Origin of the sequence: Streptomyces sp. NPDC059142, assembly GCF_042755665.1 — a bacterium.
Classification (GTDB): domain Bacteria; phylum Actinomycetota; class Actinomycetes; order Streptomycetales; family Streptomycetaceae; genus Streptomyces.
Window position 1 is genome coordinate 15,291 of record NZ_JBHZDA010000030.1, and the last position, 22,070, is coordinate 37,360.

General features: G+C 72.0%; 23 protein-coding genes. 10 read left to right on the forward strand and 13 right to left on the reverse strand.

Annotated features, from left to right (window positions below):
• Positions 1 to 28: 28 nt before the first annotated feature.
• The 6 genes from ACFXPK_RS14030 to ACFXPK_RS14055 form a co-directional block, all read right to left on the reverse strand.
• The gene (locus ACFXPK_RS14030) at positions 29 to 730 is read right to left on the reverse strand and encodes a hypothetical protein (protein WP_385075038.1); all 702 of its coding nucleotides are present in this window, start codon (positions 728 to 730) and stop codon (positions 29 to 31) included.
• Between the two features lie 321 nt (positions 731 to 1,051).
• Positions 1,052 to 2,272, reverse strand: coding sequence for a precorrin-6y C5,15-methyltransferase (decarboxylating) subunit CbiE (cbiE, locus tag ACFXPK_RS14035; protein ID WP_384990880.1), 1,221 nt, complete (start codon positions 2,270 to 2,272; stop codon positions 1,052 to 1,054).
• A 129-nt stretch (positions 2,273 to 2,401) separates the two neighbouring features.
• Positions 2,402 to 3,079: a GNAT family N-acetyltransferase gene (locus tag ACFXPK_RS14040; RefSeq protein ID WP_384990891.1), complete on the reverse strand. Its 678-nt coding sequence runs from the start codon at positions 3,077 to 3,079 to the stop codon at positions 2,402 to 2,404.
• A gap of 106 nt (positions 3,080 to 3,185) precedes the next feature.
• Entirely contained in the window at positions 3,186 to 4,049 is an 864-nt protein-coding gene (locus ACFXPK_RS14045; protein ID WP_384990878.1) for a MetQ/NlpA family ABC transporter substrate-binding protein, read from the reverse strand.
• 69 nt (positions 4,050 to 4,118) lie between these two features.
• Complete coding sequence (locus tag ACFXPK_RS14050; protein WP_384990875.1) at positions 4,119 to 4,790, reverse strand: methionine ABC transporter permease; 672 nt, start codon at positions 4,788 to 4,790, stop codon at positions 4,119 to 4,121.
• Entirely contained in the window at positions 4,787 to 5,854 is a 1,068-nt protein-coding gene (locus ACFXPK_RS14055) for a methionine ABC transporter ATP-binding protein (RefSeq protein WP_385075042.1), read from the reverse strand. The genes ACFXPK_RS14050 and ACFXPK_RS14055 overlap by 4 nt, the downstream gene beginning before the upstream one ends.
• Before the next feature lie 581 nt (positions 5,855 to 6,435).
• Here ACFXPK_RS14055 and ACFXPK_RS14060 point away from each other — a divergent pair.
• Both ACFXPK_RS14060 and ACFXPK_RS14065 read left to right on the forward strand, forming a co-directional pair.
• Positions 6,436 to 6,795, forward strand: coding sequence for a hypothetical protein (locus ACFXPK_RS14060; protein ID WP_384990870.1), 360 nt, complete (start codon positions 6,436 to 6,438; stop codon positions 6,793 to 6,795).
• Positions 6,796 to 6,799: 4 nt separating this feature from the next.
• Positions 6,800 to 7,234 carry a hypothetical protein gene (locus ACFXPK_RS14065; RefSeq protein WP_385075045.1) on the forward strand — a complete coding sequence of 145 codons (435 nt, stop codon included), beginning with the start codon at positions 6,800 to 6,802 and terminating at the stop codon, positions 7,232 to 7,234.
• 78 nt (positions 7,235 to 7,312) lie between these two features.
• Here ACFXPK_RS14065 and ACFXPK_RS14070 read toward each other — a convergent pair whose 3' ends face one another.
• The 3 genes from ACFXPK_RS14070 to ACFXPK_RS14080 all read right to left on the reverse strand — a co-directional run bounded on the left by ACFXPK_RS14070 (position 7,313) and on the right by ACFXPK_RS14080 (position 9,655).
• Positions 7,313 to 7,816: a GNAT family N-acetyltransferase gene (locus ACFXPK_RS14070; protein ID WP_384990865.1), complete on the reverse strand. Its 504-nt coding sequence runs from the start codon at positions 7,814 to 7,816 to the stop codon at positions 7,313 to 7,315.
• A 36-nt stretch (positions 7,817 to 7,852) separates the two neighbouring features.
• The gene (locus ACFXPK_RS14075) at positions 7,853 to 8,428 is read right to left on the reverse strand and encodes a sigma-70 family RNA polymerase sigma factor (protein WP_384990862.1); all 576 of its coding nucleotides are present in this window, start codon (positions 8,426 to 8,428) and stop codon (positions 7,853 to 7,855) included.
• A gap of 75 nt (positions 8,429 to 8,503) precedes the next feature.
• A complete protein-coding gene (locus ACFXPK_RS14080; protein ID WP_384990860.1) occupies positions 8,504 to 9,655 on the reverse strand; it encodes a glycerophosphodiester phosphodiesterase in 1,152 nt (383 codons plus the stop codon).
• A 270-nt stretch (positions 9,656 to 9,925) separates the two neighbouring features.
• Between ACFXPK_RS14080 and ACFXPK_RS14085 the strand changes: the two genes are divergently transcribed.
• On the forward strand, positions 9,926 to 10,555 hold the full coding sequence (locus ACFXPK_RS14085; protein WP_384990888.1) for a lysophospholipid acyltransferase family protein: 630 nt from the start codon (positions 9,926 to 9,928) through the stop codon (positions 10,553 to 10,555).
• 24 nt (positions 10,556 to 10,579) lie between these two features.
• Here the strand turns inward: ACFXPK_RS14085 and ACFXPK_RS14090 are convergent, their stop codons facing one another.
• The gene (locus tag ACFXPK_RS14090) at positions 10,580 to 12,127 is read right to left on the reverse strand and encodes an MFS transporter (protein ID WP_385075048.1); all 1,548 of its coding nucleotides are present in this window, start codon (positions 12,125 to 12,127) and stop codon (positions 10,580 to 10,582) included.
• A complete protein-coding gene (locus ACFXPK_RS14095; protein WP_385075051.1) occupies positions 12,124 to 12,672 on the reverse strand; it encodes a TetR/AcrR family transcriptional regulator in 549 nt (182 codons plus the stop codon). The genes ACFXPK_RS14090 and ACFXPK_RS14095 overlap by 4 nt, the downstream gene beginning before the upstream one ends.
• A 71-nt stretch (positions 12,673 to 12,743) precedes the next feature.
• On the opposite strand from ACFXPK_RS14095, the gene ACFXPK_RS14100 reads away from it, so the two are divergent.
• Positions 12,744 to 13,253: a hypothetical protein gene (locus tag ACFXPK_RS14100; RefSeq protein WP_384990852.1), complete on the forward strand. Its 510-nt coding sequence runs from the start codon at positions 12,744 to 12,746 to the stop codon at positions 13,251 to 13,253.
• A 25-nt stretch (positions 13,254 to 13,278) separates the two neighbouring features.
• On the opposite strand, the gene argH is transcribed toward ACFXPK_RS14100, so the two are convergent.
• Together argH and ACFXPK_RS14110 are read right to left on the reverse strand one after the other, a co-directional pair.
• Positions 13,279 to 14,709: an argininosuccinate lyase gene (gene argH, locus ACFXPK_RS14105; protein ID WP_385075054.1), complete on the reverse strand. Its 1,431-nt coding sequence runs from the start codon at positions 14,707 to 14,709 to the stop codon at positions 13,279 to 13,281.
• 199 nt (positions 14,710 to 14,908) lie between these two features.
• Positions 14,909 to 16,102: an argininosuccinate synthase gene (locus tag ACFXPK_RS14110; protein ID WP_384990849.1), complete on the reverse strand. Its 1,194-nt coding sequence runs from the start codon at positions 16,100 to 16,102 to the stop codon at positions 14,909 to 14,911.
• A gap of 218 nt (positions 16,103 to 16,320) precedes the next feature.
• On the opposite strand from ACFXPK_RS14110, the gene ACFXPK_RS14115 reads away from it, so the two are divergent.
• The 6 genes from ACFXPK_RS14115 to ACFXPK_RS14140 all read left to right on the forward strand — a co-directional run bounded on the left by ACFXPK_RS14115 (position 16,321) and on the right by ACFXPK_RS14140 (position 22,036).
• Entirely contained in the window at positions 16,321 to 17,235 is a 915-nt protein-coding gene (locus tag ACFXPK_RS14115) for a hypothetical protein (RefSeq protein ID WP_385075057.1), read from the forward strand.
• A 145-nt stretch (positions 17,236 to 17,380) separates the two neighbouring features.
• A complete protein-coding gene (locus tag ACFXPK_RS14120; RefSeq protein WP_384990844.1) occupies positions 17,381 to 18,001 on the forward strand; it encodes a pyridoxamine 5'-phosphate oxidase family protein in 621 nt (206 codons plus the stop codon).
• Positions 18,002 to 18,053: 52 nt separating this feature from the next.
• Positions 18,054 to 18,848 carry a L,D-transpeptidase gene (locus ACFXPK_RS14125; protein ID WP_384990842.1) on the forward strand — a complete coding sequence of 265 codons (795 nt, stop codon included), beginning with the start codon at positions 18,054 to 18,056 and terminating at the stop codon, positions 18,846 to 18,848.
• Between the two features lie 130 nt (positions 18,849 to 18,978).
• Positions 18,979 to 20,310, forward strand: a complete 1,332-nt coding sequence (locus ACFXPK_RS14130) for a ferric reductase-like transmembrane domain-containing protein (protein ID WP_384990840.1) — start codon at positions 18,979 to 18,981, stop codon at positions 20,308 to 20,310.
• 8 nt (positions 20,311 to 20,318) lie between these two features.
• Entirely contained in the window at positions 20,319 to 21,263 is a 945-nt protein-coding gene (locus ACFXPK_RS14135; protein WP_385075062.1) for an FMN-binding protein, read from the forward strand.
• The gene (locus ACFXPK_RS14140) at positions 21,263 to 22,036 is read left to right on the forward strand and encodes an FAD:protein FMN transferase (protein WP_385075065.1); all 774 of its coding nucleotides are present in this window, start codon (positions 21,263 to 21,265) and stop codon (positions 22,034 to 22,036) included. Before ACFXPK_RS14135 ends, ACFXPK_RS14140 begins: the two co-directional genes overlap by 1 nt.
• Positions 22,037 to 22,070: the final 34 nt, after the last annotated feature.

Below are 22,070 nucleotides of genomic sequence, written 5' to 3' on the forward strand. Positions count from 1 at the left end.
GACTCCTTCACCACGCTCCTCACCCGCCTCAACGGCGCCTTCGCGTCCCGGGCGGGCCCGCGGGGGGGCGGGGGGGCGCCGGGGCCGCGGCGGGGGCCGGGGCGGGCGGGGGGACGCGTCCGCCGTTCAGGTCGACCGAGCCGGTGTCCCGGCCGCCCGCCTCGTGCGCGCCCGGCTGGTGCGGGACGGCCGCGGGCTCCTCCGCCTCGGGCGCGGCGGCCCCGGGCTCCTCCGGAACGGCCTGTTCCGCGGGGGCCCCGTATGTCTCGGGGGTCCCCTGCGGGGCCTGGACCTCCACCTGTGGCACCGGCTCCGTCACCGGCGCCGGCTGTTCTATGGGGGGCACTTGCTGCGCGGGCACCTGTGCGGCGGCGTACTCCTCCGGAGTGGCGTACGGAGCGGCGGGCGCGTAGGTCTCGGGCGGCGCGGCGTAGGTCTCCTGGGGCGCGTAGCCCTCGGGTACCCCGTACGCCTGCGGGGGCGCCGTGGCGTAGGTGTCGGGGGCGTACCCCTCCGGCGTCGCGTAGGCGGCGTGCGGTTCCGCCGGGACGACCTGGGGGTCGCCCCAGCCGCCCTGCGCACTCGGCATCAGCAGCAGGTCCTCGTCCTCGGTGGCGGGCCCGGAGGGGGTCAGGTAGGTGTACGTGCCGGGAGCGGGGACGCCCGGCTGCTCCACCATGCCTGCGTTCTCCGGCAGTCCCTCTCCCGGGACCTGGCCGGTGTCAGTCATGCGTACCCCTCGCCCATTGTTTCCGCTCCTTCGGCCCTTCCACCGGGGCGCCCGTCAGGAACAACGAGCGTGGGCGCCGCGCGGCACGAATCGACCCGCGGCCCCCGTGGTGTCACGGCTTCCCGCGGGCCCGCGCAGCCCTGGCGGGGAACCGCCACGGCCCGCTGTGGACTGCGCCACGTCGCGCGTCCCCCCGGTCTCCGCTGTACCACATCAGGGCTTAAAACGGGCCCCTTTTCCGGACATTGACGAACGAAGCGACGAACGACCGGCAGCGGTACAACGATCGGCCAGCCTACCTCGCGTCGGGTCGCGGCAGGGTCATGGGGCGAGGTCCTGACGCCGTCCGGAGACCAGGAAGACGACGGAGCGGTCGCGCTCGGACCAGCTCCCGGTGTCGAGCGCGACGGACTGGAGAAGGGCGCACTCCACCGCATATCCCCCTCCGGCCAGGGCCGTTCCGACCGCCTCGGCCTCGTCCCGGGTGGCGGCGTGGGTGACGATGCGCTCGGGCCTGCGGTCGGCGCAGGCGATGACGACATCGACGCCGCCGCCCCCGATCCGTACGACGTCGGGTTCGGGGAGCCGTTCCAGCACATGGGGTGCCCGGCCCTGGACGACCTGGAGCTGGACGCCCGCGCGGCGGGCGGCGGCGGCCGTGCTGGCGCAGGCCCCGGGTTCGTCGTCGACGGCGATCACGGCGGCGCCGAAGCGCGCGGCCTCGGCGGCGACCGCGCCGCTGCCGGAGCCGATGTCCCAGATCAGGTCGCCGGTACGGGCCCCGATCCGGGCGAGTTGGGCGGCGCGCAGCCAGGTGGACTCGCCCTCGTCGAGGTTGATGCCGTACTCCTCGCCGGGCAGCGCCCAGCCGCGGTGCTCCGGCGGGTAGCCGGGGTCGCGGCCGGCGATCCAGCCGCCGGACGGGGCGAGCGCGGTGCCGACGCCGCCGATGGCGATGACGACGTTGGGGTCGCGCCAGACGTGGTCGGCGGCCTTGTCGGAGGTGAGGACGGTGACCTGTTCGCGGTCGGTGCCCAGCTCCTCGCAGATGACGAAGGTGCGGTGGACCCCTTCGAGGAGCAGGGCGAGTTCGGCGGGGCCGGCGCCCGGGGAGGTGAGGACGGCGACCTTGGTGTGGGCGCGGACGACATTGACGGCGCGACGGAGCGTACGGCGGTGGGCGACGACGATCTGGGCGTCGTCCCAGGCCATGCCGGCCCGGGAGAAGGCGGCGGCCACGGCGGAGACCGCGGGGACGACTTCGACCTCCAGGCCGTGTTCGGGGGCGCGCAGGGCGCGTACGACGCCGAAGAAGCCGGGGTCGCCGTCGGCGAGGACGACGGCGGTGCCGCGGTGTCCGGCGATCCTGCGGGCGGCCAGGTCGATGGAGCCGAGTCTGATGCGCTCGGCGCCTTCGGGTACCTCGGGGAGGGCGAGATGGTGGGCGGCTCCGGCCACCAGCGTGGCGGCCGAGAGCGCGGACCTGGCGGCTGCGGTGAGGGGCGAGCCGTCCCAGCCGATCACCGTGACGCGGTCGGCCATCGTCGTCAGTCTCCCGAAGGTTGTCGCGGGCGGGGGTGCCGCTTCGTACGCCCGGGGGCACGACGAGGCACGGTGAGAGTACCTGGCGTGGGGGAACGACGACCGGGCGGAGGTGTGAAGTTCTGGCGGTCAGCGCCAGTCGGGGTAGGAGGCGTAGCCGCCCGCGTCGGCCATCTGCTCGCCCATGCCTTCGAGATCCTCGGGGAGCAGGCTCCAGACGATGAGGTCGGTGCGGATGTCGGTCCAGCCGCCGTCCTCGGTCTGCGAGCGCGCTATCCAGGCGTTGCGCAGGACGCCCTCGCTGATGCAGCCGATCTTCTGCGCGACCTGCTGGGAGGCGGTGTTGTCGGCGGGGGTGCGCACCTCGATGCGTTCGAACCGCAGGTCGCCGAAGAGCCACTGGGCGACCGCGAGCATGGCTTCGGTGGCATATCCCTCGCCGCGCGCCCAGGGAGCGGTGACATAGGCGGCCTCGGTGGCCAGCGCGCGCCAGTTGGTGCGGCGCAGCCGGACGACGCCGACGAGCCGCTGGGTGAGAAACTCGTGGACGGCGAAGGCGATCCCGCGTCCGGTGCGGCGTTCGTTGGGGGCGACCCTGCGCACCCACACCTCGGCGTCCTTCTGGGTGTACGGATGGGGCACGGAGGTCCAGGCCGTGACCATCTCGTCGTTCATCATCTCGATGTGCGCCGGGATGTCCGTGAGTTCATAGGGGCGCAGCACCAACCGCTCCGTGCTGATGGAGACGTCCGGAAAGGTGGTAGTCATGCGAGCTCCATGCCTCAGTCCGTCGTAAATGCACAGCATGCAGCATCCGGAGGGGATGCGCATGGCCGGGTCGGTACGGATGCGTGTGCCCCGCACACGCTGAGTGTGTGCGGGGCACGCGCGGACAAGGACGTTACCGCTGTGGCTACTTGGCCGGGCCGAAGGAGGCGATGACGGAGCCGTCGTAGGTGTCGTCGATGTACTTCTTGACCTCGTCCGAGTTGAGGAGCTTCGCGAGCTTCTCGACGCGCGGGTCCTTCTCGTTGCCGCGCTTGACGGCGAGGAAGTTGGCGTACGGGTTGCCGTCGGCCTTCTCCAGGGCGAGGGAGTCCTCGGCGGGCTTGAGCTTGGCCTCGATGGCGTAGTTGCCGTTGATGACGGCGGCGTCCACGTCGTTCAGGGCGCGGGGCAGTGTGGCGGCCTCCAGCTCCTTGAACTTGAGGCCCTTCGCGTCCTTGACGGAGGAGAGGTTGGCGTCGGTGCCGACGCCGTCCTTCAGGGTGATCACACCGTTGTCGGCGAGCAGCTTGAGCGCGCGGCCCTCGTTGGTGGTGTCGTTGGGGACGGCGACGGTCTGGCCGGCCTTGAGGCTCTTGAGGTCCTTGACCTTGTGGGAGTAGAGGCCGAGGGGTTCCAGCTCGACGTTGACGACGGGCACGATGTCGGTGCCCTTCTTCTTGTTGAAGTCGTCGAGGTAGGGCTTGTGCTGGAAGAAGTTGGCGTCGACCTCGCCGCTCTGGGTGGCGGTGTTCGGCAGGACGTAGTCCGTGAACTCCTTGACCTCCAGCTTGAGGCCCGCCTTCTCCGCCAGGTTCTTCTTGACGAAGTTCAGGATGTCGGCGTGCGGCGTCGGGGACGCGGCGACGACCAGCGGCTTCGCGGGGTCGGCGGAGGCTCCGGCGGCGGAGGCGCCGCCGCCGGGGTCCGAGGAGGTGCCGCAGGCGCTGAGGCCCAGGGCGAGGGCCGTGGTGACGGCGGCGGTCGCGGTGATCTTGAGAGTGGTACGCACGAAGAGTGCCTCTTTCCGGTGATGCGGGTGGCCTGGCCCGGACAAGGAGTGCGGGCCGTCAGGGGGGTCTCAGGAGGCGGTACGGCCGCGGCGGGCCAGCAGGCGCACGGCGCCGTCGCCCAGGAGCTGGATCACGGTGACGATCGCGATCAGCACCACGACGGTGGCGATCATGAAGCCGTTCTCGAACCGCTGGAAGCCGTAGGTGACGGCCTTGGAGCCGAGTCCTTCACCGCCCACCGCGCCCGCCATCGCCGAGTAGCCGATGAGGACGATGAGGGTGGTGGTGACGGCGGAGACGAGCGAGGGCAGTGCCTGCGGGAGCAGGACCTTGCGGATGATCGTGGGGATCGAGCCGCCCATCGCCTGGACGGCCTCGACCAGTCCGTGGTCGACCTCGCGGATCGCCGTCTCGACGAGGCGCGCGAAGAAGGGGATGGCGCCGATCGCCAGGGGCACGATCATCGCGGTGGGGCCGATGAAGGTGCCCACGACCAGGGTGGTGAAGGGGATCAGCGCGATCAGCAGGATCATGAACGGCAGCGAGCGGCCGATGTTCACGATCACGCCGACGACCTTGTTGACCACGGTGTTCTGGAGCAGTCCGCCCCGGTCGGTGAGGACCAGCAGGATGCCCAGGGGCAGTCCACCCGCGATGGTGACGAGCGCGGACCACAGCACCATGTAGAGGGTGTCGACGGTCCCCTGGGAGAGCAGTGGCTGCATTTCCGACCAGGTCACTTGGCATCTTCCTTCACCGGTGCGGGGGTCTGTTCCTGGGCGGCGGGGGCGTCGGGGTCGACGAGCTCCGCGTGGAGGCCCTGCTCGCGCAGGAAGCCGACGGGGACGACGTTCTCCTCGTACGTGCCGGGCAGTTCGATCCGCATCCGGCCGATCTGGCGTCCGCCGACGGTGTCCATCGCGGCGCCCAGGATCGATATGTCGATGTTGTACGTGCGGGAGAGCTGGGAGATCACCGGCTGGGAGGCCGCCTCGCCCTGGAAGGTGACGTCGATGACCGTACGGCCGGGGCCCGCGGGCGCGCCGCCCACCGGGAAGAGTTCCTGGGCGAGCCGGGAGCCGGGGGTGGCGAGGAGTTCGCCGACCGTGCCGGACTCGACGATCCGGCCCCGGCTCATCAGCGCCGCGGAGTCGCAGATCGTCTTCACGACCTCCATCTCGTGGGTGATGAGCAGGACGGTCAGGCCGAGCTGCCGGTTGAGGTCGCGCAGGAGCTGGAGGATGGAGCGGGTGGTCTCCGGGTCGAGGGCGCTGGTCGCCTCGTCGGAGAGGAGCACCTTCGGGCTGCCCGCCAGCGCGCGGGCGATGCCGACGCGCTGCTTCTGGCCGCCGGAGAGCTGGGCGGGGTACGCCTTGGCCTTGTCGGCGAGTCCGACGAGGTCGAGGAGTTCCAGGGCGCGCCGGCCGCGCTCCTGGCCGCTGACGCCGAGGATCTCCAGCGGGAGTTCGATGTTGTCCTTGACGGTGCGGGAGGACAGCAGGTTGAAGTGCTGGAAGACCATGCCGATCGAGCTGCGCGCGCGGCGCAGCTCCTTGCCGGCCCTGCGGCCCCGGCCGGCCAGTGCGGTGAGGTCCTGGCCGTCGACGGTGACCGTGCCGGAGGTGGGGCGTTCGAGGAGGTTGACACAGCGGATCAGCGAGGATTTGCCGGCGCCGCTGCGGCCCACGACACCGAAGACCTCGCCCTCGCGGACGTGCAGGTCGACGCCGTCGAGCGCGGTGACCTCACGGCCGCGCGACTGCGCGGACCGGTAGACCTTGGTCAGGCCCGTAGTAGTGATCACAGAGGGTTTCCGTCACTGTCGAGTGCGCGGCGGGGTAGGCCGGGCACGGGGCATTCGTGGGGGCCGCGCGCACGCCGGCGCGGCGGGTGGACCGGATGGCGGCGCGTGCGGGGCGGGCCCGGCCGGGCGCGGGCGCGCGGAAGGCCGGGTCTCGCTTCGGGGCGCGAGGCTCAGGCGGGGGCCCTCAGAAGGAGCACATTCGACACAGACAACGAGCACCGGGCGTCGTGATCGCCTCGGTCGCGGGGTCGCGGTAGCTCGTCGTGGTCATGCGGCAAGTAAAACAGACATCAGAACGGCGGTCGGGCGGGTGTCCGAATAGCGGAACGATTCGTCGCACCATACGGACGGTCCGGTGGTCCGCGTACAGGTGGAGCGCCCATCTCGGCCACCCCGGTGACTCCCCGCTCCCCCGGCTGTGACCTGCGCGGACATCGCCGGACGGGGGCGCGGGGGCGGATCCGGGCGCACCGTTCGGGCGTGGCGCGCTGTGGTCAAGGCCACGGTAGGCGCAGGGGTGGCCGGTCCCGGCTCCGGGGGCGCCCGCAGCGGGTCTTTTACGCCGTAATACCCTCGGGCCCATGCTTGTCGCCCTGACGGTCGCGGTCTCCGTGACCGCGCTCGTCCTCGCCGCCTGGTGCGGTTTCGCCGCCTACCGCGACCAGCCCACCAAGGACTGGCATTTCATCGGCATGGCCGTGGTGTCCCTGCTGGCGCTGGTCCAGTTCGTGGTGGGGATCGTACGGCTCGCGGGCGGGGACAAGGCCGACGAGGGCGCGGTCATCTTCGTCTCGTATCTGCTGGGCGCCCTGCTGGCAGTGCCCGCGGCGGGCTTTCTGTCGTTGGGTGAGCGGACCCGCTGGGGTTCGGTGACGGTCGCCGCCGGAGCGGTCGTCCTGGCCGTGCTGGAAGTACGGCTCCACGACATCTGGGGAGGCTGATCCGATGACCACCGAGGTGACACGGACGCCCGAGGGGCGCGGGGGCCGGCTGGTCTCGGGCCCCGGTCTGCTGCTGGTCTGGCTGTACGGGGTGATGTCGGTGGGCGCCGTCTCGCGGTCGGCCTACCAGATCGCCACCGAGTTCGAGCACGCGCCGCTGGCCTACTCGCTCTCCGCCGTGGCGGCGGTCGTCTACGCGTTCATCACGTACACGCTCGTACGCGGCGGCGAGTCGGCGCGCAGGGCGGCGCTGGTGTGCTGCGCCGCCGAACTCGTCGGCGTCCTGACGGTGGGCACGTGGACGCTGGCCGACCCCTCGGCCTTCCCGGACACCACCGTCTGGTCGGACTACGGCATGGGCTATCTCTTCATCCCGGTGCTGCTGCCGGTCACGGGCATCGCCTGGCTGCGCGGGCGGGCGGCGTCCGCGGCGGCGTGAGCCCGGTCAACCCCGGGCGTCCGAGAAGCGGAATCCCCCGGCCGGTCCGCACGGGACGGGGAGGATTCCGCCCTCGCCTCAGGCGCTGGCCACGTACACGCGGTCGGCCGCGACCTTCTCCAGCTTGACGAGCCGCAGCTTCGGGCCGATCTGCTCCGTCGCCACCGGCGCGTACCCGCGGCTGCGGTAGAGCCGCAGATTGCCCTCGTTGCGGTGGCCCGTGGAGAGCTGGAAGCGCTGCGCGGCCGGTTCCGCCGCGAAGTGGACCTCTATGGCGTCGAGCAGCCGTCCGCCGAGGCCGTGCCTGCGCAGCCGGGGATGGACGATGAGTTTGGCGATCCGCGCGGTGCCCGACCCGTCCACACTGCCCCGTACGGATGCCACCACCTCGTCGCCGAGGCGCGCCACCAGGCCGTGCCCACCGTCGAGTTCGGCCCTCAGATCGTCGAGCGTCTGGGTCAGCGGCTCGATGGTGTAGTCGCCGTACAGCTCGGCCTCGTTCTGGTAGCACAGGTACTGGAGCTTCAGGATCTGTTCCGCGTCCTGCGCCCGTGCCGCTGAGATGGTCACGCTCATGCCCATGTGTGCATGCCTCCCGCTCACTTGGTCCGCCGGTGTCTACCGCTCCTTTCCCCCACGTTCAGGAGCCGCAACCTCCGCCGCGAGCATTCTGCGCAGGCATCCCAGGCATCTCGATCGCAAGGGGCCCAAACTGCCCTGTGACATACCCAACTCACCGGCCATCTCGCGGTAGGTGAGGTCCTTCGCCGACAGCATCGCCGTCAGCACCCCCGGGCAGCGGCCCGGCGTACGGCCGACGGCCGCGTGCACCGCCCTGCTCCAGTCGGTGCGCAGCGCGATCCGCTCGGGGTCCGACTCGGCGTCGGCGGCGGGTTCATGGCGGTAGACGCGCTCCCTGGCCGCGGTGCGCCGGGCGCGCCGCGCCTCCGCCCGTACGACGTCGCGCACCCAGCGCGCCGGGTCGCCGGGCGTCCCGGCGGTCGCGGGCCGCTCCAGCAGCCGTACCCAGGCGCCCTGTTCGAGATCGCCCGCCTCGACCCCGGCGGCCGGCGCCTCGGCGGCGGCCTCGGCGCGGACGAGGGGCAGCAGCGTACGGACGAGATCCGGCGGGGGCTGCGCCGGCTGCGGCGGACGGGGTGCGCGGAGGGGCCGGATGGCACGGACTGGCGTCATGTCCGGCGGGACGTCCGGGGGGTGGGGGACGGTTGCTCCCCGGCCGGGCAGTCACCCGACCGGGGGATGTCCGACTCAGCGGCTGACGAAGTCCTGGCGGGCGAGCAGACCGGTGTCCGGGTTGTCGGTGAAGATCCCGTCGATGCCCTGCTCGAAGTAGGCCCTGAAGGCGCCGAAGGCGTCGCCGTACGCGTTCGGGTCGGTGCCGCGCCGGAAGTCCGCGGGCAGGAAGGCGTTCTCGTTGCGGAGCGTGTACGGGTGGAGGACCAGCCCCTGGGCGTGGGCGTCCCTGACGAGGGTGGTGGGGGTCCCGAGCCTGCCCGCGGCGTCCTTCGGGATGACCAGGTCGAGGGTGGGGCCGATGCCCTGCGCGAAGGACGCGATCCACTTCAGCCCCTCGGGCTTCACCAGATCGGCGACCGTACGCGGGTCGCCCGCGACCTTGAAGTCCCAGGGCCGGGTGGACGCGGCGTCGAGCAGGACGACGCGCGGCGAGTCGACGAGCTTCGCCATCCGGCGCATGCTGCTCGGCTCGAAGGACTGGAGGAAGATCGCGGAGTCGGCGCGGTCGCGGCGGTACGTGCGGAGCAGCTTCGCGAACGGCTCCTCCAGGCCGAGGCCGAGACCGCGGAAGTAGGTGGGGTGCTTGGTCTCGGTGTAGAGCCAGACGGTGCGGCCGAGGCGGCGGCCCTGCTCGTCGGCCCAGCGCAGCACCTCCTCGAAGGTGGGGATCGTCCAGCGGCCGGCGTAGAGGGTGTTGTGCTGACGCACGCCCGGGATGCGCTCCACGGCACGCAGCGTCTTCAGCTCGGCGAGCGTGAAGTCCTCGGTGAACCAGCCGGTGAGGCTGACGCCGTCGATGGACTTGGTGGCCTTGCGGTCCGCGAACTCCGGATGGTCCGCGACATCCGTGGTGGCCGTGATGTCGTTCTCGTGACGGCACACCAGGTGTCCGTCCTTGGTGGGCACCAGGTCCTGCTCGATCACATGCGCGCCGAGGTCGAGGGCGTGCTGGTACGAGCCGAGGGTGTGCTCGGGGCGGTAGCCGCTGGCCCCGCGGTGGCCGACGATCGTGGGCACGGGCAGAGCCGGCTTCGACGGCCCGTGGCCGCCCCGTCCCCGCTCGGCGGCGACCGCCGCGGTGGGCAGCGCCGCGGCCGCCGGGCCGAGCACCGCCGCGCCCAGTACGGACCGCCGTCCGGGCGTGTTCCGCGCACCCTGTGTCATGAACGCTCCTTCGGTATGAGGTCCCGCGCCTGCCGCGAATCGAGGTGAGCGTAGGCGGACACCCCCTCCGTACGGGAGACCGTGGTGCGAACGTGGTGGAAACACAGATCAACAGTGCGTATCCACTCCGTGAACCCGATGTGCGCCGCCCCTGAGCCGCGAGTACCGTACTCACCTGCACGATTTACTCGGCCGTCCAACAACCGCACCACGACACCGGAGGACCCGTTGTCCCGCTTCGCCCTCATCAAGGCACTGCTCGGACCGGTCATGCGCCTGATGTTCCGTACGAGGGTGGAGGGCGCCGAGAACATCCCGCGGAGCGGCCCCGTCATCCTCGCCGGGAACCACCTCACCTTCATCGACTCGATGGTCCTGCCGCTGGTCTGCGACCGGCAGGTCTTCTTCATCGGCAAGGACGAGTACGTCACCGGCAAGGGCCTCAAGGGCCGGCTGATGGCCTGGTTCTTCACCGGAGTCGGCATGATCCCGGTCGACCGTGACGGTGGCCGGGGCGGTGTCGCCGCGCTGATGACCGGGCGCCGTGTCCTGGAGCGGGGCCAGCTCTTCGGCATCTACCCGGAGGGCACCCGCTCCCCCGACGGCCGTCTCTACCGGGGGCGTACGGGGATCGCGCGGCTCACGCTGATGACCGGCGCCCCGGTGGTCCCGTTCGCGATGATCGGCACGGACAAGCTCCAGCCGAACGGCTCGGGCATGCCGCGCTTCGGCAAGGTGACGGTGCGGTTCGGCGAGCCGATGGAGTTCTCCCGGTACGAGGGCATGGACCGGGACCGCTATGTGCTGCGCGCGGTGACGGACTCGGTGATGACCGAGGTGATGGAGTTGTCGGGCCAGGAGTACGTGGACATGTACGCCACGAAGGCCAAGGCCGCGTAACACCCGTCACGCCCGTCACGCCCGTCACGCCGGGGGGATCGAACCCTCCTCCAGCCTCTGGCCCTTCAGCAGGAACCAGGCGGCGACCGCCGTCGCCAGCAGCACCGCCGCGCCGAGGCCCGAGGCCAGGCGCAGCCCGTCGACGAACGCGCTCTGGGCCGCGGCGAGCAGATCCGCGCCGCCCCGGCCCGGCAGGCCGGCCGCCGCCTCCACCGCGCCGCCCAGCGACTGGTGGGCCGCCGCCGACGGGCCCGCGGGGACACCGAGCGGTGTGGGGAAGTCCCGGTAGACGCCGGTGACGACGGAGCCGAGCAGCGCGATACCGAGCGCCGCGCCCAGCTCGTACGCCGTCTCCGAGACCGCGGACGCCGAGCCCGCCTGCTCCTTGGGGACGCTGGAGAGGATCACGTCCGCGGTGACGGTGAAGGAGAACCCCGCGCCGGCCCCGACGAGCAGCAGCACCGCGCCCAGCAGCGGGTAGCCGGTGGTCTCGCTCAGCCCGGTCATCACCGCGAGGGGCACACCGATCGCCGCGAGACCGCCGGCCACCACCGCCCGTACGGAGAACCGCCGCGCGGCCCGGCCCGCGAGCAGCCCGGTCGTCACCGCGCCGACCGCGGCGGGCAGTTCGGCGAGGCCCGCCTCCAGCGGGCTGCGCCCCTGGACCAGTTGCAGGTACTGCGACAGGAAGAAGACCAGCCCGGACAGGCCGAGGATCGTCAGCAGGTCGGCCAGTACGGCGCCGGAGAAGCCCCGGTGGTGGAAGAGGCGCACGTCCAGCAGCGGGGCGGGCAGGGTGAGCTGGCGCCGTACGAACCAGTACAGCGCGCCCACGCCCGCGACCGCGATCACCGCGACGTCCCAGCCCGCCCCGTGCGCCGCGACCTCCTTGATCGCGTACACGACGCCGACGACACCGATCAGCGAGAGCGCCACGCTGAGCAGGTCCCAGGGGCCGGGCGCCGGGTCCTTCGACTCGGGGAGCGTCCGGATGCCGACGAGGACGAGCACCGCCATCACCGGCAGGTTGATCAGGAAGACCGAGCCCCACCAGAAGTGCTCCAGCAGGAAGCCGCCGACGACCGGGCCGACCGCGGCGCCCGCGGAGGCCATCGCGCCCCAGATACCGATGGCGAGACTGCGCTCCCTCGGATCGTGGAAGAGATTCCGGATCAGGGCGAGCGTGGCCGGCATCAGGGTCGCGCCCGCGACCCCGAGCAGCGCCCGCGCCAGGATCATCATCTCCGGGGTGGACGCGTAGGCGTTGAGCACGGAGATACCGCCGAAGGCGACCGCGCCGGTCAGCAGCAGCTTCTTGCGGCCGATGCGGTCGCCGAGGCTGCCCATCGAGACCAGCAGGCCCGCGATGACGAAGGAGTAGATGTCGCCGATCCACAGGAGCTGGGTGCCGGACGGCTTGAGGTCCTCGCTGAGGAAGGGCGTGGCGAGGCCGAGCACGGTCGCGTCGACGGCCACCAGGAGCACCGCGAGGACCAGGACGGCGAGCGCGATCCAGCGCCCGGGGCGCGGCCGGAACTCGGCTTCCGCCGCCGCCGGGTGGGTGCTGGTCATGAGTCCACGCTCCGTCGTGCTCCGCCGAGCAGCAACTCGACGATCATGTACTGGAAGTCCTTGGCCGCGACCCTGCCGTCCTGGATCGCCCAGGCACCGGCGCCGATGAGCCCGTACAGCGCCTCGGTCAGCCAGGCGGGGCTGAGGTCGATACGGAAGTGGCCCTGCTCCTGTCCGCGCCGGAAGAGCGCGGAGAAGCGGGCGTCGATCCGGTCCCAGCCCTCGTTGACCTCGCCCTCGAAGAGCTGGTTCTCGGTGACGAGGAAGGCGAGGAGCCCCGCGGAGGGCTCGACCCGGGCGACGAGCCGCCGCAGCGCCTCGTCGGCGGGGCCCTCGTCGATCGCGGCGCCGTCCAGCGCGGTCTCCAGCTCCTGGAGGCCCAGCGCCTCCAGCGCCTTGATCAGCGCGTCCCGTCCGGCGAAGTGCCGGTGGAGGGTCGCGCGCCCGATCCCGGCGGCGCGGGCGACCTCGTCCATGGTGGCGGTCGCCTTGCGGGTGAGGAGGGCGGCCGCGGTACGCAGCACCTGGTCACGGTCCATGGTCATGAGGCAACCATAACCCGAATGAGACATAGACGTCTCATTCAATACGATGATCTACCAGAGAGGTGGGGTGGATGAAACCGCTGCTGCTGATCGATGTGGACGGTCCGCTCAATCCGTACGACGCCCTGGCGGGGGCGCGGCCCCCGCGCGGCTACACCCGGCATGTGATGCGCCCCTCGGCCTGGCCGTATCCGCAGCCGCTGTCCGTGCTGCTCAACCCCGACCACGGCACGGAGCTGCTGGCCCTGGCCGACCGCTACGAACTGGTCTGGGCCACCACCTGGGAGGGCGACGCCAACGAGTGGATCGGGCCGCGCCTCGGGCTGCCGGAGCTGCCGTACATCGGCTGGCCCGAGACGCACGGGAGGACCCCTCGCGGGACCTTCTGGAAGACGGGGTACGTCCTGGAGTACGCGGCCGGGCGGCCCTTCGCCTGGGTCGACGACGAGATCACGTCGTACGACCGGGAGTGGGTGGAGCGGGAACACCTCGCCGCCGCCCTGCTGCTGCGCGTCGACCCCGGCATCGGGCTGACCCGGCCGGACTTCGACGCGCTCGCGCGGTGGGCGGCGGCGCTGTAGAGCCTCTCGCTTCCTTCCCCGGCCGCTACTGCTTCTTGGCGACGGCCCAGGCGTGCTGGATCACCAGATCCGCCTTGACCTCCGCGAGCTGGGCCGCGACGGCGGAGGGCGCCGTACCGCCCCGGCCGTTGCGGGAGGCCAGCGAGCCCGCCACATTGAGCACCGAACGGACGTCCGGGGTGAGGTGGGCGGAGATCTTCGCGAACTGCTCGTCCGTCAGCTCGTCCAGCTCGATGCCGAGCGACTCGCACTCCTTGACGCACTCCCCCGCGACCTCGTGGGCCACGCGGAACGGCACGCCCTGCCGGACCAGCCACTCCGCGATGTCCGTGGCGAGCGAGAAACCGGCCGGGGCCAGCTCTTCCATCCGGGTCCGGTTGACGGTCAGCGTGGCCATCATGCCGGTGAAGGCGGGCAGCAGGACCTCCAGCTGGTCACAGGAGTCGAAGACCGGCTCCTTGTCCTCCTGGAGATCGCGGTTGTACGCGAGCGGCAGCGCCTTCAGGGTGGCGAGCAGACCGGTGAGGTTGCCGATGAGCCGCCCCGACTTGCCGCGCGCCAGCTCCGCGATGTCCGGGTTCTTCTTCTGCGGCATGATCGACGAGCCGGTGGAGAAGGCGTCGTGCAGGGTGACGAAGGAGAACTCCTTCGTGTTCCAGAGGATGATCTCCTCCGCGATCCGCGACAGGTTGACGCCGATCATCGCGGTGACGAAGGCGAACTCGGCCACGAAGTCGCGCGAGGCGGTGCCGTCGATCGAGTTGCCCACCGAGCCGCGCTCGAAGCCCAGGTCGGCGGCGACCGCCTCCGGGTCGAGCCCGAGCGAGGAACCGGCCAGCGCGCCGGAGCCGTACGGGGAGACCGCGGTCCGCTTGTCCCACTGCCGCAGCCGCTCGGCGTCCCGGGACAGCGCCTGCACATGCGCCAGCACATGGTGCGCGAACAGGACGGGCTGGGCGTGCTGGAGGTGCGTACGGCCGGGCATCGCCACGTCCGGGTTGGCCTCGGCGAGACCGACCAGGGCGTCCTGGAGGTCCGCGATCAGCCCGCCGACGACCCGCGCGTGGTCGCGCAGGTACATCCGGAAGAGCGTGGCGACCTGGTCGTTACGGGAGCGGCCGGCGCGCAGCTTGCCGCCGAGGTCGGGGCCGAGGCGCTCCAGCAGCCCGCGCTCCAGCGCGGTGTGGACGTCCTCGTCGGCGACGGTGCCGGTGAACGAGCCGTCGGCGACGTCCTGTTCCAGCTTGTCGAGACCGTCGGTCATGCGGGTCAGTTCGTCGGCGGTGAGCAGTCCCGCCTTGTGGAGCACGCGGGCGTGGGCGCGGGACCCGGCGATGTCGTAGGGCGCGAGCCGCCAGTCGAAGTGGACCGAGGCCGACAGGGCCGCCAGCGCCTCCGAGGGACCGTCGGCGAAGCGTCCGCCCCAGAGCCGGACGTCACCGTTGTTGCTGCTCACTGCTGAACTCCTTGGAGGGTTCGTCACGCGTGGGGGAAGCCTGGAAGGAAGGCCGGAAAGACCGTGAAGGCCAGGAAGGCCAGGAGACCGGAAAGGCCAGGAGACCGGAAAGGCCAGGAGACCGGGAGGGCCGGGAAGTACGACCGCCTCCCCGCCGCGGAGGATCGGGGAGGCGGGCTGCCGTACGCGGCGGAGGGGATCAGGCCAGGTCGCGGCGGGCGGCGATCTTGGAGGAGAGGCCGAAGATCTCGATGAAGCCCTGCGCCTTGGACTGGTCGAACGTGTCGCCCGAGTCGTAGGTGGCGAGGTTGAAGTCGTACAGCGACTCCTCGGACTTCCGGCCGGTGACGACGGCGCGGCCGCCGTGCAGCGTCATCCGGATGTCGCCCGTGACGTGCTGGTTGGCCTCGTTGATGAAGCCGTCCAGGGCGCGCTTGAGCGGGGAGAACCACAGGCCGTCGTAGACGATCTCGCCCCAGCGCTGCTCGACCTGCCGCTTGTAGCGGGCCAGCTCGCGCTCGACGGTGACGTTCTCCAGCTCCTGGTGCGCGGTGATCAGCGCGATGGCGCCGGGCGCCTCGTAGATCTCCCGCGACTTGATGCCGACGAGCCGGTCCTCGACCATGTCGATCCGGCCGATGCCCTGGGCGCCGGCCCGCTCGTTGAGCTGCTGGATCGCCTGGAGGACGGTGACGGGCTTGCCGTCGATCGCGACGGGGACGCCCTCCTTGAAGGAGATGATCACCTCGTCGGCCTCGCGCGGCGTGGCCGGGTTGGAGGTGTACTCGTACACGTCCTCGATCGGGCCGTTCCAGATGTCCTCCAGGAAGCCCGTCTCGACGGCGCGCCCGAAGACGTTCTGGTCGATGGAGTACGGGGACTTCTTGGTGGTCGCGATCGGGAGGTTCTTCTCCTCGCAGAAGGCGATCGCCTTGTCCCGGGTCATCGCGTAGTCACGGACCGGGGCGATGCACTTCAGGTCCGGGCCGAGGGCGGTGATCCCGGCCTCGAACCGCACCTGGTCGTTGCCCTTGCCGGTGCAGCCGTGGGCGACGATGCCCGCGCCGTGCTTCTGGGCGGCGGCGACGAGGTGCTTGACGATCGTCGGCCGGGAGAGGGCGGAGACCAGCGGGTAGCGGTCCATGTAGAGGGCGTTGGCCTTGATCGCCGGGAGGCAGTACTCCTCGGCGAACTCGTCCTTGGCGTCCGCGACCTCGGCTTCCACCGCACCGCAGGCGAGCGCGCGCTTGCGGATGACGTCCAGGTCCTCGCCGCCCTGGCCGACGTCCACGGCAACGGCGATGACCTCGGCGCCCGTCTCCTCGGCGATCCAGCCGATGGCGACGGAGGTGTCCAGGCCGCCCGAGTAGGCGAGTACGACGCGCTCGGTCACGGGTTTCTCCTTACGGTGCATTCACTGATGGGCATAAGTATGCATCCCTCCGTATGATTCGTCAATCTCGATGAGATTGGCGTGACGTTTGAACGGCGGGCGCCCTCGCCTCGTACCCCTCACCGAACGCAGGCGCCGCGTTGTCAGCACCGAGGTCGAACCGTCCGGCCATCCACCGGACGGCTCCCACCCCACCCTTATCCGAGTGAGGTTTCCGCATGTCCAGGGCTCTTCCGAAGTACAACAAGCGCCGTGTCCTCATCGCCGGCGGCGCCGCCGCGGTCGTCCTGTCCGGTGCCGTGATCGCCGGTAACGCCTTGGCCGGGGAGGGCGACAGCAGCAAGGCGGCCGGTTCGGCCTCCACCGTGAGCTGCCCGGCCGTCGCCGGCTCGCTGCCCGCGATCCCGGCCTCGGCGCAGGCCGAGATCGACCGTAACCTCGCCCTCCTCGACACCCAGATCGCCGAGGCGAACAAGCGCCTGGTCGACACGGTGGGCCAGGGCGGCCCCAACTTCGTGCAGAACGCGATCCTCGGCCCGCTGGAGGACAAGCGCGTCGCCACCATCAACCGCATGGCCACCGCCATCGGCCGCACCGCCGAGAAGCCCGTCGGACTGGACGCCCTCGCGCCCTGCACCCTGAACGCGGCGGGCGGCGGAGCCGGGGACGCGGGAGCCGGGGACGCCGGGGCCGGGGACGCCGGTGCGGGTGACGCCGGGGCCGGTGATGCGGGCGCGGGCGACGCCGGGGCCGGTGACGCCGGGAACGCGGGCGCGGGTGACGCGGGAGCCGGGGACGCCGGGGCGGGCGACGCGGGAGCCGGGGCCGGTGGCGCGGGCGCCGCGGGCACCGTGAACTGCCCGGACGTCGCCGGATCGCTGCCCGCGGTCCCCGCCTCCGCCCAGGCCGAGATCGACCGTAACCTCGCCCTGCTGAACACCCAGATCGCCGAGGCCAACCAGCGGATCACCGACACCGTCGGCCAGGGCGGCCCCAACTTCGTGCAGAACGCGATCCTCGGCCCGCTGGAGGACAAGCGCGTCGCCACCATCAACCGCATGGCCACCGCCATCGGCCGCACCGCCGACAAGCCCGTCGGACTGGACGCCCTCGCGCCCTGCACGCTCAACTGACGACGGCCCCCGGCAGGCCGGCCGTACGAGGGGGACGCCTTACGACGGGGACGCCGTCACCGCTGACGAGCGGCGGCGGCGTCCCTCTCGTACGGCGTCCCCTGCATCCTCCCCAGGGCAGGAGCGCGGAGCGATAATCGCCCGTATGGGGAAACGTTATGAACGGATCGACGGCAGAATCCGCGCCTTCATCGAGGACCAGCCCGTTTTCTTCACCGCGACCGCGCCGCTCGCGGACGACGGCCACGTCAACCTCTCGCCCAAGGGACGCGCCGGGACCCTCGCCGTGGTCGACGAGCTGACCCTGGCCTATCTCGACTTCGGCGGCAGCGGCGCCGAGACCATCGCGCACCTCAGGGAGAACGGCCGCATCACCCTGATGTGGTGCGCCTTCACCGGGCCGCCCAAGGTGCTGCGGGTGCACGGCCGGGGCGAGCCGGTCTTCCGTGACGACCCGCGCTGGGCCACGTACATCCCGTACTTCGCGGACGCCGACGGACCGGCCGCCCGCGCGATCGTCGTCGTCCACGCCCGGCGGATCTCCGACGCGTGCGGATTCGCCGTCCCCTTCATGGAGTACCGCGAGGAGCGCACCCAGCACGCCGAGCACTTCGGGCGGAAGTCCGACGAGGAGTTCGCCGCGTACTGCGCGAAGAAGGAGCACGTCCCGGTGAGCCTGGACGGGCTCCCGGCGCTGCCCATGCCGCTGCCCCCGCGCACGGACCTCGCCGACCGCCCGGCTGAATCCGGGCTGCGTTCGGCCTAGCGCGGCGGCTTCCGGGGGGACGAGGGGCGCGGACGCCGCGTACGGTCCGGCCATGCGCACCGCTCGTACCTCGGACACCGCTCGTACGGCCCGCCGGCACCGGACCGCGCGCGCCGTCGTCGTCCTGGCCGCCGCCACGCTGCTCACCCTCGTGACCGGCGCGGCCTCCGCCCACACGCCCCGCCCCATCGACACGCCCCTGCCCGAGCGGATGGCCGACACCGGCGGCGGCAGCCAGCTCCTCACCGCCGAGGCGCCCGACACCGGCTCGACCAGCGGCCGGCTCACCTGGTGGGACCTGAGGGACGGGCAGTGGGTGGCCGCCGGCTCCGCCCCGGCGCGTTTCGGGGCGGGCGGGCTCACCGAGGGCACCACGCGCAGACAGGGCACCTCCACCACCCCGATCGGGGTGTACGACCTGCCGTACGCGTTCGGGATCGCCCCCGCGCCCGCCGGGACCGCGTACTCCTACCGGCCCGTGACCGGGTCGTCCTGGTGGTGCCAGGACAACAAGTCGCGTGACTACAACCGCTGGGTGGAGGGCCTGCCCGCGGACTGCCGGGCCGCCGAGGCGGAGCGGATGGCGGACTACACCGAGCAGTACGCCCACGGCATGGTCATCGGCTTCAACTACGACCGTCCGGTGCGCGGCCGGGGCGCCGGGATCTTCCTCCATGTCAACGGCGCGGGCGCGACGGCCGGTTGTGTCTCCGTACCGGCCGACGCGATGCGCAAGGTGCTCGCCTGGGCCGACCCGGGGCGCGCCCCGCACATCGCGATCGGCACGGCCGACGGTCCGACCGCACTGACGGCCGTCACCCGGTTCGGAGGAACCACCAAAGATTGAACTCGTCGCGCCGCGGCCCCTCTCCTTTGAACCCGCCGTCATTCAAATCCGTATCGGCGGACACGGAGGAGAGTTGAGGTGCAGTTCCGTGGCGATGATGCACAACGGTCGGGCCGCCAGAAGGCAGACCATGCGCGCGATCAGCCCCCAGCGGTCGGGCGCGCTGCCCCTGCTGGTGATGTGCTGGGCGGGCGCCGCCGCCGTCATGGCGCTGTGGTGGCAGAACACCGCGGTCGTCCACATGGCCATGGCCGAGTGGCTGATCGGCGGCGGCCGGCTCACCGGGCTGCTGAGCGGCTATCTGATCGCGATCGTGGTCCTGCTGATGGCACGGGTCCCGGCGCTGGAGCGGCGGGTGGGCTCCGACCGGGTGGCGCGCTGGCACGCGGTGGCGGGCCGGTACGCGGTGAGCCTGGTGATCGCCCATGTCGTGCTCACCGTGTGGGGGTACGCGGTCCAGGCGAACAGCCCGATCGTGGCCCAGACCATCAGTGTGATCACCGAGTTCCCGCGGATGATCGAGGCGACCGTCGGGACGGTGCTGCTGATCCTGGTCGGCTTCGTCTCGGCGGGGACGGTGCGCCGCAAGGTGCGCTACGAGACCTGGTACTACCTGCATCTCCTCACCTATGTCGCGGTGTACCTGACGTTCTGGCATCAGCTCGCCACGGGCGCCGAGTTCGTCGGCAACCCGACCGCCAGGACCGTCTGGTACGTGCTGTACGCCGCCGCCGGGGCCCTGCTGTTCTGGTACCGCGTACTGACGCCGGTCCGGCTCAACCTGCGCCACCGGATGCGGGTCGACTCGACGGTGTACGAGGCGCCGGGTGTGGTCTCCGTACTGATCACGGGGCGGCGGCTGCACCGGATCGGCGCGCAGCCCGGCCAGTTCTTCCGCTGGCGGTTCCTCACGGACGGGCTGCGCTGGAGCTCCAACCCGTACTCCCTGTCGGCGCCGCCGCGGCCGGACCTGCTGCGGATCACCGTGAAGGCCAACGGCGAGCACAGCGAGGCCCTGGCCCGGCTGGAGCCCGGCACGCGGATCTGGGCGGAGGGTCCCTACGGCGCGCTGACGGCAGGAAGGCGCAGCCAGGAGAAGGTCCTGATGATCGCGGGCGGCGCCGGGATCACCCCGATGCGGGCCCTGTTCGAGACGCTGCCCGGGGAGCCCGGCGATCTGACGCTGCTCTACCGGGCCAGCAAGACCGAGGACCTGGCGCTGTGGAGCGAGCTGCGCCAGATCGCCTCGGCGCGGGGGGCCCGGCTGCTGTACGCGGTCAACGGCCCCGACGGGGTGCGGCCCGAGATCACCCCGCAGCGGCTGCGTGAGCTGCTGCCGGACATCGACGACCACGACGTGTACATGTGCGGGCCCGCCGGGCTCGCCCGTCAATCGTACGAAGCACTGCGCGAGGCGGGCGTGCCCGCCCGGCGCATCCATCACGAGTCCTTCGAAATGTGAGGCAGCCGGTGAAGAGGAAGCATCCGCTCCGGCGGATCATGATCGGTGTCGCCGCGACCGCGTCGGGCATCGTGCTGCTGCTCGCGCTGAAGCAGCCCGGTGGCTCCTCGGTGGTCGGGGCGACGGCGCCGCCCGGTACGGCCGCCGGCGCGTCGGCGGGGGCGGCGGGCGCCACGGGCGGGCAGGCCCTGCTCGGGGACGCCGTGGACACCCAGTACGGCCCGGTGCAGGTGCGGCTCACCCTGGCCGGAGGGAAGATCACCCGGGCCGAGGCGGTGCAGGCGCCGGGGGCCGACGCGCGCAGCAGGTCGATCACGGCCGATGCCGTGCCGAAGCTGAACCAGGCGGCGGTCACGGCGCAGAGCGCGCGGATCGACGCCGTGACGGGCGCGAGCTACACCAGCAAGGGCTACCAGGAATCGCTCCAGAGCGCCCTGGACAAGGCGGGGACGGGCGCCACGGCCGGCGCGGACGCCACGGCCGGGAGCACCGGCGGCGGCTCGGCCGAGGCGAGCGGACCGGACACCGGCGCGGGCGCGGGTACGGGAACGGACACCGGCGCGGGCGAGGGTACGGGTACCGGCGCGGACACCGGCGCCGGAGCGGGTACGGGCGCCGACACCGGAGCGGGTACCGGCGCCGACACCGGAGCGGGTACGGGCGCGGACACCGCCGCCCCGCGGACCGTGCTCGGCAGCCCCGTCGACACCCAGTACGGCACGGTCCAGGTGCGGATCACCGTCGCCGGCGGGAAGGTCACCGCGTCCGACGCGGTCCAGGCCCCGTCGGCGGACGCCCGCTCCAAGTCCATCACCTCCGGCGCCGTGCCGAAGCTGAACCAGGCGGCGGTCACGGCGCAGAGCGCGCGGATCGACGCCGTGTCCGGCGCGAGCTACACCAGCAAGGGCTACCAGGAATCGCTCCAGAGCGCGCTCGACCAGGCGGGCCTCTGATGGCGTCCGAGGGGGTGCGGCTGCGCCATGTCGAGGAGTCGATGGGCACGGTCTTCTCGTTCGACATCCGTGGGGTGCGGGACCGGCCGAGGGTACGGGCGGGGCTCCAGGCGGCGGTGGCCTCGCTGCACCGCGCGGACGAGATCTTCTCGACGTACCGCCCCGACAGCCAGATCTCGCGGCTGAACCGGGGTGAACTGACGCTCTCCGCCTGTCTGACGGAGGTCGTGGAGGTGCTCGACCTGTGCGCCGAGGCGGAGCGCGAGAGCGACGGCTGGTTCACCCCCGGCTACGCGGGCGGGGTCGACCCGACGGGGCTGGTGAAGGGCTGGGCGGTGGAGCGTGCGGCCCGGATGATCGCCTCGTCGGGGGCGGCGTCGGTCTGCCTGGGCGGCGGCGGCGACATCCAACTGGTGGGCGGGCCCTGGCGGGTGGGCATCGCGGACCCGCTGCACCCGGGCGAACTGGCCACGGTGGTCGAGGCCGACCGGAGTCTGGGCGTGGCCACCTCGGGCCCGGCGGAACGCGGCTGCCATGTCCTGGACCCGCACACGGGCGAGGCCCCGGTCGGCGGTCTGGCGTCGGTCACCGTGGTCTGCGAGGAGGGTGTCACGGCGGCCGACGTCCGGGCGACGGCCGCGTACGCGATGGGCGACCGGGCGAGGAAGTGGCTCGAATCCCTGCCGGGCACCGAGGGCTTCGCCGTCACCCCGTACGGCGACACCTGGGCGACGAGCGGCTTCCACCGGCATGTCGCCGCGGTGGGGGTCTGAGCGGCGGCGCCACGCCGTGCGGGCGGCCCGGTGG

Excerpts from the sequence above, each read along its gene's own strand:
- ACFXPK_RS14130 (WP_384990840.1), top strand. The coding sequence starts at position 18,979 with ATGCGCGCGATCAGCCCCCAGCGGTCGGGCGCGCTGCCCCTGCTGGTG.
- cbiE (WP_384990880.1), bottom strand. The coding sequence starts at position 2,272 with ATGGCCGACCGCGTCACGGTGATCGGCTGGGACGGCTCGCCCCTCACC.
- ACFXPK_RS14120 (WP_384990844.1), top strand. The coding sequence starts at position 17,381 with ATGGGGAAACGTTATGAACGGATCGACGGCAGAATCCGCGCCTTCATC.
- ACFXPK_RS14100 (WP_384990852.1), top strand. The coding sequence starts at position 12,744 with ATGAAACCGCTGCTGCTGATCGATGTGGACGGTCCGCTCAATCCGTAC.
- ACFXPK_RS14095 (WP_385075051.1), bottom strand. The coding sequence starts at position 12,672 with ATGACCATGGACCGTGACCAGGTGCTGCGTACCGCGGCCGCCCTCCTC.
- ACFXPK_RS14140 (WP_385075065.1), top strand. The coding sequence starts at position 21,263 with ATGGCGTCCGAGGGGGTGCGGCTGCGCCATGTCGAGGAGTCGATGGGC.
- ACFXPK_RS14115 (WP_385075057.1), top strand. The coding sequence starts at position 16,321 with ATGTCCAGGGCTCTTCCGAAGTACAACAAGCGCCGTGTCCTCATCGCC.
- ACFXPK_RS14065 (WP_385075045.1), top strand. The coding sequence starts at position 6,800 with ATGACCACCGAGGTGACACGGACGCCCGAGGGGCGCGGGGGCCGGCTG.
- ACFXPK_RS14085 (WP_384990888.1), top strand. The coding sequence starts at position 9,926 with ATGCGCCTGATGTTCCGTACGAGGGTGGAGGGCGCCGAGAACATCCCG.
- ACFXPK_RS14125 (WP_384990842.1), top strand. The coding sequence starts at position 18,054 with ATGCGCACCGCTCGTACCTCGGACACCGCTCGTACGGCCCGCCGGCAC.
- ACFXPK_RS14060 (WP_384990870.1), top strand. The coding sequence starts at position 6,436 with ATGCTTGTCGCCCTGACGGTCGCGGTCTCCGTGACCGCGCTCGTCCTC.
- ACFXPK_RS14030 (WP_385075038.1), bottom strand. The coding sequence starts at position 730 with ATGACTGACACCGGCCAGGTCCCGGGAGAGGGACTGCCGGAGAACGCA.
- ACFXPK_RS14040 (WP_384990891.1), bottom strand. The coding sequence starts at position 3,079 with ATGCTGTGCATTTACGACGGACTGAGGCATGGAGCTCGCATGACTACC.
- ACFXPK_RS14080 (WP_384990860.1), bottom strand. The coding sequence starts at position 9,655 with ATGACACAGGGTGCGCGGAACACGCCCGGACGGCGGTCCGTACTGGGC.
- ACFXPK_RS14090 (WP_385075048.1), bottom strand. The coding sequence starts at position 12,127 with ATGACCAGCACCCACCCGGCGGCGGCGGAAGCCGAGTTCCGGCCGCGC.
- ACFXPK_RS14075 (WP_384990862.1), bottom strand. The coding sequence starts at position 8,428 with ATGACGCCAGTCCGTGCCATCCGGCCCCTCCGCGCACCCCGTCCGCCG.
- ACFXPK_RS14070 (WP_384990865.1), bottom strand. The coding sequence starts at position 7,816 with ATGGGCATGAGCGTGACCATCTCAGCGGCACGGGCGCAGGACGCGGAA.